This is a genomic window from Paenibacillus sp. B2(2019), assembly GCF_008370385.1.
Classification (GTDB): domain Bacteria; phylum Bacillota; class Bacilli; order Paenibacillales; family Paenibacillaceae; genus Paenibacillus_AQ.
On record NZ_VTZR01000025.1, the window covers coordinates 383,045 to 397,322 of the forward strand.

The 14,278-nt window shown below is 45.6% G+C and carries 24 protein-coding genes; 21 read left to right on the forward strand and 3 right to left on the reverse strand.

Going from position 1 to position 14,278, the window contains the following annotated elements; genetic code table 11:
- Positions 1–55 precede the first annotated feature (55 nt).
- Both PAENI_RS26920 and gerQ read left to right on the forward strand, forming a co-directional pair.
- Positions 56–487 (forward strand): cell wall hydrolase, encoded by a 432-nt coding sequence (locus PAENI_RS26920; RefSeq protein ID WP_076283592.1) that lies wholly within the window; start codon positions 56–58, stop codon positions 485–487.
- 185 nt (positions 488–672) lie between these two features.
- Positions 673–1,083, forward strand: coding sequence for a spore coat protein GerQ (gene gerQ, locus PAENI_RS26925; RefSeq protein WP_371916527.1), 411 nt, complete (start codon positions 673–675; stop codon positions 1,081–1,083).
- 241 nt (positions 1,084–1,324) lie between these two features.
- Here the strand turns inward: gerQ and PAENI_RS26930 are convergent, their stop codons facing one another.
- From PAENI_RS26930 to PAENI_RS26940, 3 genes are all read right to left on the reverse strand, one after another.
- Positions 1,325–2,563, reverse strand: a complete 1,239-nt coding sequence (locus PAENI_RS26930) for a tyrosine-type recombinase/integrase (RefSeq protein WP_149647366.1) — start codon at positions 2,561–2,563, stop codon at positions 1,325–1,327.
- A 17-nt stretch (positions 2,564–2,580) separates the two neighbouring features.
- Complete coding sequence (locus PAENI_RS26935) at positions 2,581–3,435, reverse strand: ImmA/IrrE family metallo-endopeptidase (protein WP_149647367.1); 855 nt, start codon at positions 3,433–3,435, stop codon at positions 2,581–2,583.
- Between the two features lie 80 nt (positions 3,436–3,515).
- Complete coding sequence (locus PAENI_RS26940; protein ID WP_076220787.1) at positions 3,516–3,881, reverse strand: helix-turn-helix domain-containing protein; 366 nt, start codon at positions 3,879–3,881, stop codon at positions 3,516–3,518.
- A 160-nt stretch (positions 3,882–4,041) separates the two neighbouring features.
- On the opposite strand from PAENI_RS26940, the gene PAENI_RS26945 reads away from it, so the two are divergent.
- The 19 genes from PAENI_RS26945 to PAENI_RS27030 all read left to right on the forward strand — a co-directional run bounded on the left by PAENI_RS26945 (position 4,042) and on the right by PAENI_RS27030 (position 14,259).
- On the forward strand, positions 4,042–4,254 hold the full coding sequence (locus PAENI_RS26945) for a helix-turn-helix transcriptional regulator (RefSeq protein WP_076310590.1): 213 nt from the start codon (positions 4,042–4,044) through the stop codon (positions 4,252–4,254).
- A gap of 18 nt (positions 4,255–4,272) precedes the next feature.
- Complete coding sequence (locus tag PAENI_RS26950; RefSeq protein ID WP_149647368.1) at positions 4,273–4,596, forward strand: DNA-binding protein; 324 nt, start codon at positions 4,273–4,275, stop codon at positions 4,594–4,596.
- Positions 4,597–4,725: 129 nt separating this feature from the next.
- The gene (locus PAENI_RS26955) at positions 4,726–5,241 is read left to right on the forward strand and encodes a hypothetical protein (RefSeq protein ID WP_060622077.1); all 516 of its coding nucleotides are present in this window, start codon (positions 4,726–4,728) and stop codon (positions 5,239–5,241) included.
- Between the two features lie 9 nt (positions 5,242–5,250).
- Complete coding sequence (locus PAENI_RS26960; protein WP_149647369.1) at positions 5,251–5,520, forward strand: hypothetical protein; 270 nt, start codon at positions 5,251–5,253, stop codon at positions 5,518–5,520.
- A gap of 52 nt (positions 5,521–5,572) precedes the next feature.
- Complete coding sequence (locus PAENI_RS26965; protein WP_149647370.1) at positions 5,573–5,824, forward strand: AbrB/MazE/SpoVT family DNA-binding domain-containing protein; 252 nt, start codon at positions 5,573–5,575, stop codon at positions 5,822–5,824.
- A 121-nt stretch (positions 5,825–5,945) separates the two neighbouring features.
- Positions 5,946–6,182, forward strand: a complete 237-nt coding sequence (locus PAENI_RS26970; RefSeq protein WP_076221306.1) for a hypothetical protein — start codon at positions 5,946–5,948, stop codon at positions 6,180–6,182.
- A 98-nt stretch (positions 6,183–6,280) separates the two neighbouring features.
- Positions 6,281–6,541, forward strand: a complete 261-nt coding sequence (locus tag PAENI_RS26975) for a hypothetical protein (protein WP_149647371.1) — start codon at positions 6,281–6,283, stop codon at positions 6,539–6,541.
- Positions 6,538–8,526: an AAA family ATPase gene (locus PAENI_RS26980; RefSeq protein WP_149647372.1), complete on the forward strand. Its 1,989-nt coding sequence runs from the start codon at positions 6,538–6,540 to the stop codon at positions 8,524–8,526. Before PAENI_RS26975 ends, PAENI_RS26980 begins: the two co-directional genes overlap by 4 nt.
- Entirely contained in the window at positions 8,527–9,465 is a 939-nt protein-coding gene (locus tag PAENI_RS26985) for a recombinase RecT (RefSeq protein WP_149647373.1), read from the forward strand. It abuts the gene before it with no gap.
- A complete protein-coding gene (locus PAENI_RS26990; protein WP_149647374.1) occupies positions 9,465–10,172 on the forward strand; it encodes an MBL fold metallo-hydrolase in 708 nt (235 codons plus the stop codon). Before PAENI_RS26985 ends, PAENI_RS26990 begins: the two co-directional genes overlap by 1 nt.
- Positions 10,169–10,348, forward strand: coding sequence for a hypothetical protein (locus tag PAENI_RS26995; RefSeq protein ID WP_149647375.1), 180 nt, complete (start codon positions 10,169–10,171; stop codon positions 10,346–10,348). The genes PAENI_RS26990 and PAENI_RS26995 overlap by 4 nt, the downstream gene beginning before the upstream one ends.
- Positions 10,349–10,417: 69 nt before the next feature.
- The gene (locus PAENI_RS27000) at positions 10,418–11,356 is read left to right on the forward strand and encodes a hypothetical protein (protein WP_149647376.1); all 939 of its coding nucleotides are present in this window, start codon (positions 10,418–10,420) and stop codon (positions 11,354–11,356) included.
- On the forward strand, positions 11,343–11,687 hold the full coding sequence (locus tag PAENI_RS27005; RefSeq protein ID WP_076138555.1) for a hypothetical protein: 345 nt from the start codon (positions 11,343–11,345) through the stop codon (positions 11,685–11,687). The genes PAENI_RS27000 and PAENI_RS27005 overlap by 14 nt, the downstream gene beginning before the upstream one ends.
- A complete protein-coding gene (dnaB, locus tag PAENI_RS27010) occupies positions 11,680–13,098 on the forward strand; it encodes a replicative DNA helicase (RefSeq protein ID WP_188114726.1) in 1,419 nt (472 codons plus the stop codon). Before PAENI_RS27005 ends, dnaB begins: the two co-directional genes overlap by 8 nt.
- Entirely contained in the window at positions 13,073–13,405 is a 333-nt protein-coding gene (locus tag PAENI_RS27015; protein WP_149647377.1) for a hypothetical protein, read from the forward strand. The genes dnaB and PAENI_RS27015 overlap by 26 nt, the downstream gene beginning before the upstream one ends.
- Positions 13,344–13,514, forward strand: coding sequence for a DUF6906 family protein (locus PAENI_RS33110; RefSeq protein WP_410477493.1), 171 nt, complete (start codon positions 13,344–13,346; stop codon positions 13,512–13,514). The genes PAENI_RS27015 and PAENI_RS33110 overlap by 62 nt, the downstream gene beginning before the upstream one ends.
- Positions 13,514–13,726: a hypothetical protein gene (locus tag PAENI_RS27020; protein WP_149647378.1), complete on the forward strand. Its 213-nt coding sequence runs from the start codon at positions 13,514–13,516 to the stop codon at positions 13,724–13,726. Before PAENI_RS33110 ends, PAENI_RS27020 begins: the two co-directional genes overlap by 1 nt.
- Positions 13,698–13,895, forward strand: a complete 198-nt coding sequence (locus tag PAENI_RS27025; RefSeq protein WP_149647379.1) for a hypothetical protein — start codon at positions 13,698–13,700, stop codon at positions 13,893–13,895. Before PAENI_RS27020 ends, PAENI_RS27025 begins: the two co-directional genes overlap by 29 nt.
- Positions 13,846–14,259, forward strand: coding sequence for a RusA family crossover junction endodeoxyribonuclease (locus tag PAENI_RS27030; RefSeq protein WP_060622088.1), 414 nt, complete (start codon positions 13,846–13,848; stop codon positions 14,257–14,259). Before PAENI_RS27025 ends, PAENI_RS27030 begins: the two co-directional genes overlap by 50 nt.
- The last annotated feature ends 19 nt before the right edge of the window (positions 14,260–14,278 follow it).

Below are 14,278 nucleotides of genomic sequence, written 5' to 3' on the forward strand. Positions count from 1 at the left end.
CACCATGCAGTTAAGAACGAGGTTGTTAACGAAGCAACCCCAAGGAGGAGACAGCGTGGCCGTCATCAAAACGAACTCGGAAGATGTGAAGGTGCTAGCGCGGTTGATGAGAGCGGAAGCTGAGGAAGATGGAGATCTCGGTATGCTTATGGTCGGCAATGTTGGTGTCAACCGGATTCTTGGCAATTGCCTTGATTTTTTGAACATTCGTAATGTGAATGACATGGTCTATCAAAGTCCAGGAGGATTCGAAGCCCCGCAGAAAAGCTACTTCTATCAACGAGCAAGAGAAGCAGACATCCGTCTTGCTAAACGTGCAATTGCAGGTGAAAGAACATGGCCAGCGACCAATGCTTTATGGTTCTTCCGTCCTGTAGGAGATTGCCCTCCAACCTGGTATAACCAACAAAACACAGGCCGCTTTAAAGCTCATTGCTTCTTTACTCCGACTGGAGAAGATTGCCCGGCTGTATTTATTGGTAATTAACAGGGTAACTGTGTAAAAGAGAATTACTCATTATTATGAGTAATTCTCTCAGTAAGCTAGTGTAAAAGTTCTTTTGTGTCCAAAGGGAGCAGCTGCTCCGATAAACATTTAGGAGGTTTCATTAAATGATCGTTCAACCATACCGTCCCGTCACTTATACTATTGGTAGTGTTTCTTCTTCAGGTATGCAAATGCCAATGTCTACAGGAATGCAAGGAATGCAAGGAATGCAAGGCATGGGTAGCATGCCGCCACAAGTTAGCAGTGGAAGTCCGATGACACCAGGAGGGGTTGTAGTTCAAAACCCACCTCAACAGTTTGAACAATCGTATATCGAAAATATTTTCAGACTGAATTTAGGCAAAGTAGGTACATTTTATTTTACTTATGAAAATAACAAAGAGTGGAATGCCAAAGTTTACAAGGGTGTGCTGGAAGCTGCGGGCCGTGACCACATTATTATTAGTGACCCAGTAACTGGTCAACGTACTGTATTACTTATGATTTATTTTGATTATGCTACATTTGATGAGCCCCTTACTTACCAGTACCCTGGAGTGATCGGTAATCCTCCTACAACAAGAAACTGTCGCTAATCAAGTCCTTATATTTCTGGATGAACCCCAACACTTAACGGTGAGGGGGTTTTCTTTATACATACTGAAATTTTGGAATAATAAGGGGAATAAAGACCCATTTTTTTTCGAAAGGACACGCATGCTTGCGGTTTGCCCCAATATATTAATATAATAAATTGTATAAGACTCAAAAAACCTTGATATATCAGTGTTTACTAGGGATTTTGAGTCTTTTTTTTATCTTGAAATCACATAAAAATCACATTCTCGGCAGATCCTTGGGAGTTAATATGTTTTGGAAGTGGATTTTTAGTTTGTCACTACTGCTCTGCATCATTCGTTCTGTCACATGGGTATAAATCTTGAGTGTGGTTTTTGCATCATCGTGACCTACACGCTTCATAATCGTTTTGAGATCAATCTGAGAGCCAGAGGCTATACTTGCTTCGATTAGCATCGTGATGTGCGTGTGTCGAAATATATGAGGAGTTGCGTGCTTCTTGATGTTTGTTAATTTCATTAGCCGAGCCATGCGGTTAACTAACTTCCAATTTGTAAAAGGTGTTCCGTTGTTATTGGTCAAAATAAACTGAGTCTCTACAAAGTCATCGTGGAGCTCCTTGTATCTTTTATGTCGAGAGGACTGTGTTACCTTTAACCGCTTAAACATCTCAACGATGAATTCATCCACATCAAAGGTCCGGACGGATCCGGTAGTCTTTGGAGGTGTTAATTGGTATGCGCCACTTCCACCCTGAGGAAAGTGAAGAGTTTTATAAATATGAACGTCATGAGTTTCGAAGTTGAAATCAGGCCACTCTAAAGCACAAAATTCTCCTGGTCGCACTCCGCTAAACAGCAAAAAATAAAACGTCTCTAGATCATCACCTAAACCGTGATTTTGTAGTACTTCCAGAAATTCTTCAATTTCACTTCTTTCCAGAAATTTTTCTTCCAGTGCGTTGTTTTTAGCTTCTAAAACTGTCTGTTGTTTTTTAGGCATTTTTATGTTTTGACAAGGGTTATCAATGCGTAAATTTTCTTTGATGATCCATTTGAATATTAAATTTGCTGTTGAGTGATAACGATAGATGGAGTTTATCTCATATCCTTCTGAAAACAAATTGTTGAGCATTTTTTGATGTTGGTTATGTGTTATTTTATCGATATTAGCGCCACCATAATATTTGTTCAGTAAATTAATGTCGGACACATGAGCTTCCACAGTTTTTCCTTTAACTCCGCTAGTAATAATATAATCTTGTAGCCATTCTTGAGCAGCCTCATTGAATTTCATTTTTTTGGCTCGCTTTGTATCGGTTCCACCCTTCATACGATCCACAACTGCCTGAGCTGCGGCGATGGCTTCCTTCTGAGTATCACGTACCCTCGGTACCTGTTGGCGCTTGCCTGTGACCGGATCAGGAGGACCCTCCATGACACACTTCCACTTGTAGCCTTGTTTGTTCTTTGCAGGTATTTTAAATACGCTGGCCATGAGTAGGTCCTCCTAAATTAAAAATTAATAGCATCTTCTAAAGCTTCTATGGTTAGAAACAATTTGTTTGCGTTTTGTCCAAGTCGAGAAGCAATTCGCTCCATGTCGATCATTACGTATCCAGAACGGCTCGGAGGGATTAAAAGATCACTTGAACGAACAACAGCGCTATTCCGATTAGAGTTTGGATGGACATCCACGCTTTTAAAGGTTCCATTAACCTCGATGTAGAGTGGCTGATCCCACTTAAAACCTCCACGTTGTTCAATGATAAGCGTGTGGGGTCTAGATAAATCGTCAAGCCCGTAAACACCTCGTATGATTGGCTCAGGAGTTGTCGTGTATGGTAAAGTGTTTTCCTTGGCCACAGCAGTATATGTAAAAGCCGTCATGAATTCAGCGCTAGCAATACGCTCGCGAATCTGTTTCAGACGCAACAGTGCGAATTCTGGAGGAACCTGAAATACGGTTGCAACTATACCTGCCGCTTCTTCTTCGAAAGCAGGGAGCTGCAATTTTTCAAGCATGAAAAAGGGGATGGCTGCGTAAAGACTGAATCGTTCGGCATCAGCTTCTTGCATCTGCTGGAAAAGCTCCGAAATTTGACGCTGATCCCCAACATGGCGGAGCACGTGTCCAAGCTCGTGGAAGAATGTTTTATGCTGTACATCGCGTTCATCCTGTTGGTTGATAACAATTACACATAATTCATTATCAGAAAAAGATTTAACGCTTTTGAAATGCACTTCAACATTAAAAGCTTCAGAAATTCGTTCTATAGTCAAATCGTTTGGTACCAATATAGCCCTGGAGAGGTAGTGATTTTCAATAGTTTGTTCCAACGGGGTTTTGAAGTATTTGGATAAGTTCATGTTAAATCCTCCAATTAGCGTACATATGTTCTATTTTGTATGTAAAAGAAAAGCCATTGCTGGCTATGTGTAAAACCTCTTTATTTCTGCTCTTTATTTGCTTTATCTAAAGCTCTTTGTCGTGCCTCTCTGATTTCCTTTATAAAATCATCAGCCGCTTTAAATTCCTCTTCTGTCCAGTCATTTGGCCCACCGTAGAAAGTAAGGTTGCTCTCAGGCTTCTTGCGTATATTTGATCTTCCACTTAAGAAATCAGTGTCACAATCAAATGTGTCAGCTATTTTATTCAATGTATCTACTGGTGGTAATTTTGTTCCATTTTCATAAGCAGTGTAGGTTACCCTAGCAACACCAATAAGATCTGCAACAAATTCTTGAGTCCATTTTTGATCCTGTTTCTTTAAGGCCTCTCGTTCACCTTTTATTCGTTTCCCTACTATTTCCATGTACACAACCCCAACTATACAAGATAAGACTATTATAATGTTCCTAAAAGAAACTTGATATAAATGTTCTTAAAAGAAACATTTATGTTTGACATGTTTCTTAAAGTAACATATAATCAAGTTATAAAGTTACTTAAAGGAACAATGGAGGTGATGCTGGATGAGGAGTTGGTTGAAAGAACTTCGTGAGACATTAGGTAAAACTCATGAGCAGGTAGCTGATGAAGCAGGTATATCGCGGAGTTACTATACAAATATTGAAGTCGGTACTAAAACTCCTGCTGTTCCCGCTGCAAAAGCTATTGCTAGTGTTCTTAAATTTCCATGGGAAAATTTTTTTGAAGACGAAAGTTCCTTAAAGGAACATATTTGAATCAAGGAGGTGATCTAAATGTCCATAGTTGTGATGGACAGCGATGACTTAGAACGGTTGCTTGAAAAGGTTGTATCTCGAGCAATTGAAGTTTACGCAGTACAAATCCCGACTTCACTACCGCCAGTGCTTAGCATTAAGCAGTTCATGGAACTTCTGGACATTAGCAGACCAACAGCCACTGAGGTTATGAGACGTCCAGACTTTCCAGTGAATCGTGAGTTTGGTAATCCACGGATACCGACAGCTATGTTACTTCGGTGGATCGATGAACACACCGAGTGGATCGATAATAACGCTGGTGAAGATTTCAAAGCTAAACGCAGACATGCAATCGGATAAAGAAAACCCGCCGAGCTTTATCGGCAGCGGCGGGCAGGGATTGCGGTAAGGGGAATCGCTTAACAACATCATACATCAGGCCTCTGTCCGATAGCATCCCATAAAACGGACAAAGGAGTTGAAATCTAGTTGGCAATCGGACAATTTGGAACTGCACTACAAGACGTATTGAAACGTGCTGGTGATAACCGGCATATTGCTGGAAAAGTAGCTAATGTCGATGCTTCTCAAATCGGGAAAATCGTTAAAGGAACGCGTAAAGCTTCTAGGCCAGTCATGAAGGCAGCGGTTGAGCACTACGATGATGGACAGCTTTTCTTGGCAGCAGTAGCAGATGTTTCTGGGGGAGCCTTCTCACCTTGGCTGGATAATGTGGATCTGCATAGAGCAAGCGTCCTAATAAAAACTGTCGAGGAGATGAAGGAAGTACTTGTGGCATCGGGACAAGCACCAATCAGCAAAACTAATGAACAAATAACGGATGCAGAGCGACATCAAATAAAACGACTGCTTATGGAAACGGTGGAAGCTATCACGGCCCTGACTCATCTGGCTGCAGTGCTATGTAAAGAGTATTCCTTTAGTTGGTTGGGAACTTGGAAGGAGCATCGAGCTGAGCTAAAAGTTAAAAAATATTTGAAATGAGGGAGCGCTTTGGAAAGAGAACAATTGGTTGCTGAGGCAAGAGAAGCGGGTAAGCATGCAGCTCATAACCTGCAGATGATCCGGAAGAATCCGGATGTGATTCTACCAGGAAGGATTGAGGATGTTGAAGACTATCTGAATAATATGATCCGCATCGCTGAAGTAGAAATGAAAAATGACCGCCTGGCAGGGCAGTCACTTGGTTTGAAATCTCGGTTAGAGAATCTCTTGATGTCCATTCTAAACCCGAAGCGTGAAAAGCACAAGGTTACCCTTTGAGATTCAAATGCATTAATAAACTCTAAAAAATAATCTTACGGAGGCTAATAATATGAAATCAACTGGAATTGTACGTAAATTGGACGAGCTTGGACGGATCGTTATCCCTATTGAATTACGTCGCACTATGAATTTGGAGATCAAAGACCCTGTAGAGATCTTTGTTGACGACGACAAGATCATCTTCCGCAAGTATGCACCCGGCTGTGCGATCACTGGTAGCCAGGAAGATTTGGTTCCTTTTGAAGGGAAACTATACAGCCGCTCAGTTATTCAGCAAATGGCAGCAGCAGCAAAGATTTAAGAAGGACAGGCACGGGCTTCGGCCCCTGTCTTGGAATGTCGGACCTTAGAAATAACCTTTCCTCCGTCCGGGATTCCAAGATGCGGCTGACGCATCAAGTACATATGAAAGGAGGCAGCTTATGCAAATCATTCAAAAGTTAACAGTGGTTAGTAATCCTACACGAGTATTTGAAGTTGGAACCGAGATTGATAGCCATGAAGTAATTGAGATTAAGCAGGTTGGTTCTGAGTATGAGGACCATGTTCATTCGGAGTATGTCGTTCTAGACGAAGATGGCCACATGATAGCCAGTGTCGAGAATGCTCCTGTAATCGTGGATTACAAGCAAATTGCTGAACACGACAACGAAAAATAGCCCACTGGCATGGGCTATCTCAGTTCTTTGAAAATCAAATTTTCTTGCCCCCACTATATCATGCTGGGGGCGCACTACACAAGAGGGGGAGTTCATCCATGCGTGGAACGCACACATTTCTATTACATGAGGAAACCGTTGACATAATCATCGATGCGGAGACCTACTTTAATCCTCCGGTTCTAAATATCCAGCAAGGCGGGGAATCCATTCAGCATCATTTTAGCAATGAGCAATTGGCTGAGCTGGAATACAAAATCCGGACTTATTTGGATGGTATCCGCTATCCAGAGACACCTGATCAACAAATGATCTTACATGCTGAATGTAATGCAGCAATCGAGGAGGAGATCGCTTGAAGCGTATTGTTCTGGAGCGCTTGACGCTCCGTAATTTTAAAGGAATTAAGGAATTCAATGTTCCGGCTGCTGGCCGGGATATTGACATTTTCGGCGATAATGCCACAGGAAAGACCACGATATTCGACGGTTTCCTATGGCTTCTGTTCGGCAAAGACAGTGAGAATCGTACAGAACAGAAATTCGAGATCAAAGAGCTGAATATTGTCGGCATGGTTCAACATCACAAGCTTGAGCATGAAATTGAAGGCACTCTCCTGGTAGATGGCCACCGCCGGATTTTCCGTCGGGTATACGCCGAGAAGTGGACAAAGAAGCGTGGCGCACCGGTTGAGAGCTTCGAGGGCCACACTACTACTTATAATGTCGACGGCGTCCCACTCAACATGCGGGAGTTCCAGACTGAGGTCGACTCCATCATCAAGGAAGATTTGTTCAGGCTGCTAACCAGCCCTTCATATTTCAATGAAGTGTTGAAGAAAGAGGATCGACGCAAGGTGCTGCTGGAGGTTTCCGGTGATCTGACAGATGACGAAGTCATTCACAGTAACAAGGAGCTGGCCGGGCTTCCTACAATCTTGGTTGGTCGTGAAATGGAAGCTCATAAGAAAGTCATTACTGCTCGTAGTGCAGCTATTAACAAGGAAATTAAGGAGCTGCCGGTCCGCATCAGCGAGGTTCAGCGGCAGATGCCGGATGCGACTGATCTTGATGAAGAGCTACTAAAGGAAGATGTTGCACTTTTGCGTAGTCGAATCGAGTCCCGAGAGGCAGAGGTGTCTCGCATTCTCTCCGGTGGTGAGGTTTCTGTGAAGGAGAAGCGCCTGCGCGAAGTTGAGGCAGAGCAGATCGATATTAAATCCCGGCTCCAATCATCGGTGCTGAATAAGATGGCTGAGAAGCGGAACGCTGTCAACCTGAAGCATGCGAAGCTCGACCAGTACCGTCGAAACATCGAAGATAAACAGCAGCGGATTAAACAGTATGAACGTTTGGCTGCTGGGCGTCGTCAGGAAGCCGACCGACTCCGAGCAGATTTTAATGCTCTTAAAGAAGAGGTCTTCGAACATCATCATGATGCAAACTGCCCGACTTGCGGACAGACTCTTCCGGATGAGCAGATTAAGGTGGCACATGAAAAGGCGGAGGCAGATTTTAATCTGCGTCTGGCAGAGCGGAAAGCCCACATTAATGCGGATGGGAAGGCTGCTGTTGCCGAAGCTGAAAAATTTGAGCAGGAAGTCAAGCGGCTCCAGGTCGACATTGAAGAGCTGAACAACGCCCTGGCAACCTTACAAACGGAGATCAGTGCGGCAGAATCCGAGCTGACTGAACTGCGCGCGGGTGTCAAGGACCCAGCAGCAGATCCAGAGTATGCCGGCAAGATTGCCGAGGCGACTCGGCTTCAGCAGGAAATTGTAACTTTGCGGCAATCCAGTCAATCGGCGGCTGCGGGCGTCCGGGAAGAGATCGGCCGGCTGCGGCTGGAAGTCGAGGATATGGAACGTGACATAGCCAAGTTCGACGGCGTTCAGCGCGGGCAGCAACGTGTCGCCGAGTTGGAGCAGCAGGAGAGTAGCCTGGCCGCCGAATATGAGCGTCTGCAGCACGAACTGTTCTTGTGCGAAGAGTTCACCCGCACGAAGGTTAATCTGCTCGATGCCAAGATCAACAGTAAATTCAAGTTGGCGCGGTTCAGACTCTTCGAAGAGCAGGTCAACGGAGGGTTGAAGGAAGTCTGCGACACGCTTTACAAGGGGGTTCCGTATGAAGGCGGCCTGAACAACGCCGCTCGAATCAATGTCGGCTTGGACATCATTAACACACTCAGCCAGCATTATGGCGTTTCAGCTCCGGTCATCATCGACAATGCTGAGGCGGTTACCAAGCTTATTTATACGGATGCGCAAGTGATCCGACTGGTAGTCAGCGAGAAAGACAAGAAGCTCCGCATTGAGACGGCAGCCATACAGGAGGCGATTTAGTTGAGCACACTTGCAATTGTTAAGCGCGACACAGTTGATGTGGTTGCGGAGAAGGTCCGGCAGTTTCAGGAACGTGGAGAGATTCACTTCCCCGCAAATTACAGTCCGGAGAATGCCATGAAATCAGCGTGGCTTCTCCTTCAAACTGTTCAGGATAAAAATTATAAGCCAGCTCTTGAAACTTGCTCGAAGGACAGTATTGCTAACTCTTTGCTGGATATGGTTGTTCAGGGTCTGAATCCAGCTAAGAAACAAGGTTACTTCATCGTGTACGGTACAAAGCTCACATTCCAGCGGAGTTACTTTGGGACGATGGCAGTCACAAAAAATGTTACAGGAGCTTCTGACATCGATGCTCAGATCATCTACCAGGATGATGAATTTGAATTCGAAATTGTTCGCAGTCGTAAGAAAATCACTAAGCATAAATCAGCGTTTAAAAACATCGATGATAGCAAGATTATTGGAGCATACTGCACGATCTATTGGGAAGACGGTAATGAGTACACCGAGATTATGACCATGAGTGAGATTCGTCAATCATGGAAGAAGTCGAAGCAAGGACCCGACAAGGAGAACAGCACACATAATGAATTCCCTGGTGAGATGGCAAAGCGTACTGTCATTAATCGAGCATGCAAGGCTTATATGAATACCTCCGATGATAGCAGCTTGATCATGAAACATTTCAAGGCGCAGGATGAAATGATTGCTGAAGCTGAGGTGGAAGCAGAGATTGCAGAACATGCGAACAGAGAGATTATTGATATCACACCGGAAGCAGCAGTAGATAAAAAGACTACTGAAGCTCCAACAGCAGAGAAGTCAAAAACTACTGAGACCAAACGACAACCGACTGGAAATAAGGCTCAAGCTGGTAATGATCCTAACAATTTTGCTGATGATGTCCCTCCTCTTGATCAAGAGATGCAGTTCTGATGATCGACATCCAGTGCCTCGGCTCCAGCAGCGCCGGTAACGCCTACCGAATATCGGACGGCAACACCGTGCTTCTGTTGGAAGCCGGTTTTCCTTATAAGTCGATACAGCGGGCGCTTAATTTTAGAATGTCTGACATTGCAGGTTGCCTTATTACTCATGAGCACCTAGATCATAGCAAGGCTGCTCCTGACATTATGCGGACAGGCATTAACATTTACACCAGCGCAGGCACGGCAACTGCTAGAGGGTTAACAGGACATCGCCTGAAGGTCATAAAGGCGTTGGAACAGTTCACGATTGGTACTTGGACAATTCTACCGTTTGATATTCAGCACGATGTCGAGGAGCCGCTAGGCTTCCTGCTAGCCAATACAGCGGGAGATAAGCTGGTCTTTCTGACTGATACCTACTATTGCCGGCATCGCTTCAAAGGCCTGACTCACATCATGGTGGAGTGCAATTATTCCTTAGATATCGTTAACAAGCGGGTGGCTGCGGGTCACTTGCATCCTGCTCAAAAGAAACGGCTGCTTCTTTCTCACTTCGGATTGGAGAATGTGAAAGAATTCTTGAAAGCCAATGATACCCGTAATGTTGAGGAGATTTGGTTACTGCATCTGTCTGACGGTAATAGTGACACAGATCGCTTTAAGAGAGAGATTCAGGAGACTACCGGAGCTCTTGTTAGGGTGGCAGATCGATGATCAAAGATAAACCTATGATGCAGAGCATGATGGGGGAGCGGATCTGGAAGTTGATGAAGGTAGATCAAGAAGAGTTTAAACGGGAAACTCGAGAATACTTCGCTCGAGCTTGTCCAGGCTGGACGGTGAAGCGGGTGAAATATCCGATTGTTTACCTCCAAGATGATAGAAATTGATATGAATGATTTATAGGGGATGATTTAATGCCCGAAGGCAGTTACCCGTTTCCAACATACTCAGGGCTTTTGGAGCCGCAACATTACAAACAAATAGGCACAGCGATATGGCTTTTCCTGTGGTGTATCAGCTCCACGACAGCGGAGAAGGAGAAAGAGGGAACTGTCTGGGGTATCGTCCTCGGGAACAAGCCTATCCGGATTAATGAGCTTGAAGCGACATTCGAAGTCAGTAATCGGACTATCCGTTCTTGGATAAAAACGCTCGAAGATTATGGTTACATCCGAGTGACAAGAGCACCTTATGGACTCATTTTCAGTGTTAGAAACTCTAAAAAGTATCAAAACAGATCGGCAGTAAATTTCCACTCTGACACTGGAGATAGGCAGAAAGTTGCCACTCTGGAAGATAGAGATCGGCAGAATGTTGCCGATCACGCGGCAGAAAACTGCCGATCTAATAAAGATATTACAAAGATATTGATTGATAGATGGATTAATGGCTTATCGGAAGACGATCAAAAAGAGTTGAGTTCAAGGTCCGGGGTTCTGTCGTCCGCTGTGGGTGCCGTCTCCACAGGCCAAATAGACCTTGATAAACCGACAATCGAGCAGCGCATGCTCCATATTGAGAATTACTTCAGACAGCAGAAGGGGAGCATCAATCCTGTTTCGGCTGATTGGGAGCATGTGCGTGAAGTTGCGAACGAGGCCATTCCGCTGGATCTCGTATACTTTTTTATCGATCTGGCAATCGCTCGGCACAAACTATCACGGAGGAGACCGTCGGATGTGATCCGGACGTTCAAGTATTGCAAGACCGTGATTTTTGGCTGCTGGGATGAATTGTCCTCATTTCTTGAGCGGTACCTAACTCCCCCTGCATCTTCAAAGCAGGGAACAGTCGCCCTGGGAGCCTCAAGAGAGCGTCGGAAAAGCCAGCGGCAACAGGAAATCGACGAGCTTGAACAGTTCATCGAGGAGGAGAAGAAGCGTGGAAGTGGTTGAAGTTGCTCAGCTTTACCGAGAGATCAAGAAGCATTTCCCGTTTTTTGATGCTTCTGTCGAAAAGGTGAAAGCAGATTATAAATATCTCAAAGATTTTCCGGTGGAAACAGCCCAAGAGAATATTGATCGCTATATTCTGACTGAAACGGTAGAGCCGAAAATTGCAAATATTCGTGGCCGCCTGGGCGATTTGCAAGATAGCCAGCGCAGCAAGGAAGCTGCTGCAGAACATTTCGCCAATCTTGATGAATGGGTGTCTAGTCATAAACCACCTCCTGAAGGTTACTGGGAAACAGTAATGCGGAAGCTTCGAGGTGAAACGAATGCTTGATCGTGAGGTTTTTTTAGTAGCAGCAGGAATTGAAATGCCAGTTGACCTTCAAGCCGAGCAAGCGGTACTAGGTGCATCCTTGATAGACCAGTCGGCTTATGAAGCTTCGGCAGATATATTGCAAGGTGGGGAATTTAGCGACGAAGGACATGCACGGATATACAGAGCGATGCGTCGTCTCAGCAATGCGGAACAGCCTATTGATTTAATCAGCCTGACTTCACAATTGCAGGACAGCGAGGAAATCGACAAGGTTGGTGGGGTTAGTTACCTGTCGAAGTTGGCTCATGCAGTGCCGACAACAGCGAACGCAGCCTACTATGTTGAGCGAGTACAGGAGATGTTCCTTCGTCGTCAAGCGATTGATACGGCCCTAGATCTGCTTCGCAATGCTGGGGAGGAGCAGGATGTTAAAGGGTTCGTTGCAATGGCTGAGACTGCTGTATCTAAACTCTCAGACCAGACGTTTCCAGTACGTGAGTTTATTGGGATCAAAGATGCATTGATGCAGGTCTGGGAAGAGGCAGAGCAGCGGTACAACGTCCGTGATATAAACCGCGGAATCACAGGGATTGAGTCTGGGTTTACTGATCTCGATAAGATGACTGCCGGATTCCAGAAAAACGACTTAATTATCGTAGCGGCACGGCCATCGGTCGGTAAAACGGCTTTTGCACTGAACATTGCTCAAAATGTCGGAGTACGAGCGAAGGAGACCGTCGCTATCTTCAGTTTGGAGATGAGTGCCGCGCAGCTTGTACAAAGAATGATCTGTGCTGAAGCTCAGATCGATGCCAGTCGTATGCGAACAGGGAAGTTTGAAGGTGATGATTGGGAACGCATGGCGATGGCTGTTGGATTATTGTCGGAGGCGGATATTCACATTGACGATACCCCTGGTATAACGGTGAATGAGATTCGTGCCAAGTGCCGGAGGTTGAAGAAAGAAGGCAAGCTGGGAATGATCGTGATCGATTACCTGCAGCTCATCCAGGGTAGAGGGCGCAGCGGTGCGAACCGGCAGGAAGAGGTATCACAGATTAGCCGAACCTTGAAGCAAATAGCCCGGGAACTTGAAGTGCCAGTTATCGCCTTATCCCAACTCAGCCGAGGTGTTGAGCAGCGACAGGACAAGCGTCCAATGATGAGTGACCTTCGCGAATCGGGAGCAATTGAACAGGATGCAGACATTGTAGCGTTCCTTTATCGCGACGATTATTACGACAAAGAAACTGAGAAAAAGAACATCATTGAAATCATTATTGCCAAGCAGCGTAACGGCCCGGTGGGGACCGTCGAACTTGTCTTCATGAAGAATTTCAATAAATTTGCTAATTACGAATATGTGCATGAGGGAAAAACGCCGGCAGGGAATGCGAAGAACATTGAGAAGCGCAAATGGGCGCAGTAAAGGAGCCAATATGGAAGAGCAATTTTACGGGTTTTGCTTCCCGGAACCGGGCGGCTGGCATACACCTTCGGTGACACTGAACACTCCGGAGGAAGTTTATCGCTATACACAGCTTCACGGTAAGGCAGGGATGTTCCGCGAGGTACGGGTGACAGATGGCGGTGATTCTATCGTCGTACAGATGATTGACGGCCAGTATGTGTGGCCTGAAGAGTGGAAGCAGCTGAATAAGGGGGATGGAGAAGATGAAGCAGGGAAAACGGCCGACGCGACGTCAGAAGGAAACGATCCGGGCCAGTCGGCTTAATCCGGATAATTGGTTGGTTGAACGGGAGACGCCTTCGGAACTGGTATTGATCCCTAAGATCAGTGTCGAAGGGAAGACGAAGAAGCGGACGATCCGCAAGGGTGCCTGATGAGTGGGCGGAATTACTGGCACGTGTATAACCAGATGCGTCGTCATTATATAGATAACGGAGTTGTTCAGGGACGTGCGGATCTGCTAGCTGAGTATTCTGATATGGATCCAACGGAAGTGGATGAGGGTATTGCTGAGTTTGAGTTAGCAATCGGTATACGAATGAGGGGAGTAGATCTTAATGGTTGCAAAGAAGCGCAAGCCAATTGATCCGTTCTTCCAGCAACAAAATTACTTTATGGTTGTGGATGAGACTGGAGCGGTGGCAGGTATGGTGTACGTGCTTGATACAGCGATGATGCCGGTTAAGCAACGAGGAGGGAAACGCAATGATTCAGTTTACGGTTTACGGAGAACCGGTCGCCCAGGGCCGGCCTAAATTTAGCACTGCCGGTGGATTTCCAAGAGCCTATGATCCCGCCAAATCAAGAGACTATAAGGATTACGTTCGATTGGCTGCAAGTGAGTATGCGCCAGCAGCGCTGCTGGAAGGACCTCTCGGAATTGCGGTTACTGCCTTCCGCTCTACACCTAAGAGCTTTAGTCAGAAAAAAGCAGCAGCTGCAGAGCGTGGTGATATACTCCCAGTGACTAAGCCTGATGCGGACAACTATCTGAAGGGTGTTAAGGATGCGCTGAAGGGCATCATCTGGAAGGATGATAGCCAGGTAGTGGACGCATTCGTAAGGAAACGGTACAGCGCACGACCACGCATTGAAGTGAAGATCAAGCAACTCCAATAAAAAACCGAAGGGGAATGAT

Bases quoted from the DNA above. Each gene is read 5' to 3' on its own strand.
- gerQ (WP_371916527.1), top strand. From the start codon at position 673: ATGCAAATGCCAATGTCTACAGGAATGCAAGGAATGCAAGGAATGCAA.
- PAENI_RS26930 (WP_149647366.1), bottom strand. From the start codon at position 2,563: ATGGCCAGCGTATTTAAAATACCTGCAAAGAACAAACAAGGCTACAAG.
- PAENI_RS26935 (WP_149647367.1), bottom strand. From the start codon at position 3,435: ATGAACTTATCCAAATACTTCAAAACCCCGTTGGAACAAACTATTGAA.
- PAENI_RS26940 (WP_076220787.1), bottom strand. From the start codon at position 3,881: ATGGAAATAGTAGGGAAACGAATAAAAGGTGAACGAGAGGCCTTAAAG.
- PAENI_RS26945 (WP_076310590.1), top strand. From the start codon at position 4,042: ATGAGGAGTTGGTTGAAAGAACTTCGTGAGACATTAGGTAAAACTCAT.
- PAENI_RS26950 (WP_149647368.1), top strand. From the start codon at position 4,273: ATGTCCATAGTTGTGATGGACAGCGATGACTTAGAACGGTTGCTTGAA.
- PAENI_RS26965 (WP_149647370.1), top strand. From the start codon at position 5,573: ATGAAATCAACTGGAATTGTACGTAAATTGGACGAGCTTGGACGGATC.
- PAENI_RS26970 (WP_076221306.1), top strand. From the start codon at position 5,946: ATGCAAATCATTCAAAAGTTAACAGTGGTTAGTAATCCTACACGAGTA.
- PAENI_RS26975 (WP_149647371.1), top strand. From the start codon at position 6,281: ATGCGTGGAACGCACACATTTCTATTACATGAGGAAACCGTTGACATA.
- PAENI_RS26990 (WP_149647374.1), top strand. From the start codon at position 9,465: ATGATCGACATCCAGTGCCTCGGCTCCAGCAGCGCCGGTAACGCCTAC.
- PAENI_RS26995 (WP_149647375.1), top strand. From the start codon at position 10,169: ATGATCAAAGATAAACCTATGATGCAGAGCATGATGGGGGAGCGGATC.
- dnaB (WP_188114726.1), top strand. From the start codon at position 11,680: ATGCTTGATCGTGAGGTTTTTTTAGTAGCAGCAGGAATTGAAATGCCA.
- PAENI_RS33110 (WP_410477493.1), top strand. From the start codon at position 13,344: ATGAAGCAGGGAAAACGGCCGACGCGACGTCAGAAGGAAACGATCCGG.
- PAENI_RS27020 (WP_149647378.1), top strand. From the start codon at position 13,514: ATGAGTGGGCGGAATTACTGGCACGTGTATAACCAGATGCGTCGTCAT.
- PAENI_RS27025 (WP_149647379.1), top strand. From the start codon at position 13,698: ATGGTTGCAAAGAAGCGCAAGCCAATTGATCCGTTCTTCCAGCAACAA.
- PAENI_RS27030 (WP_060622088.1), top strand. From the start codon at position 13,846: ATGATTCAGTTTACGGTTTACGGAGAACCGGTCGCCCAGGGCCGGCCT.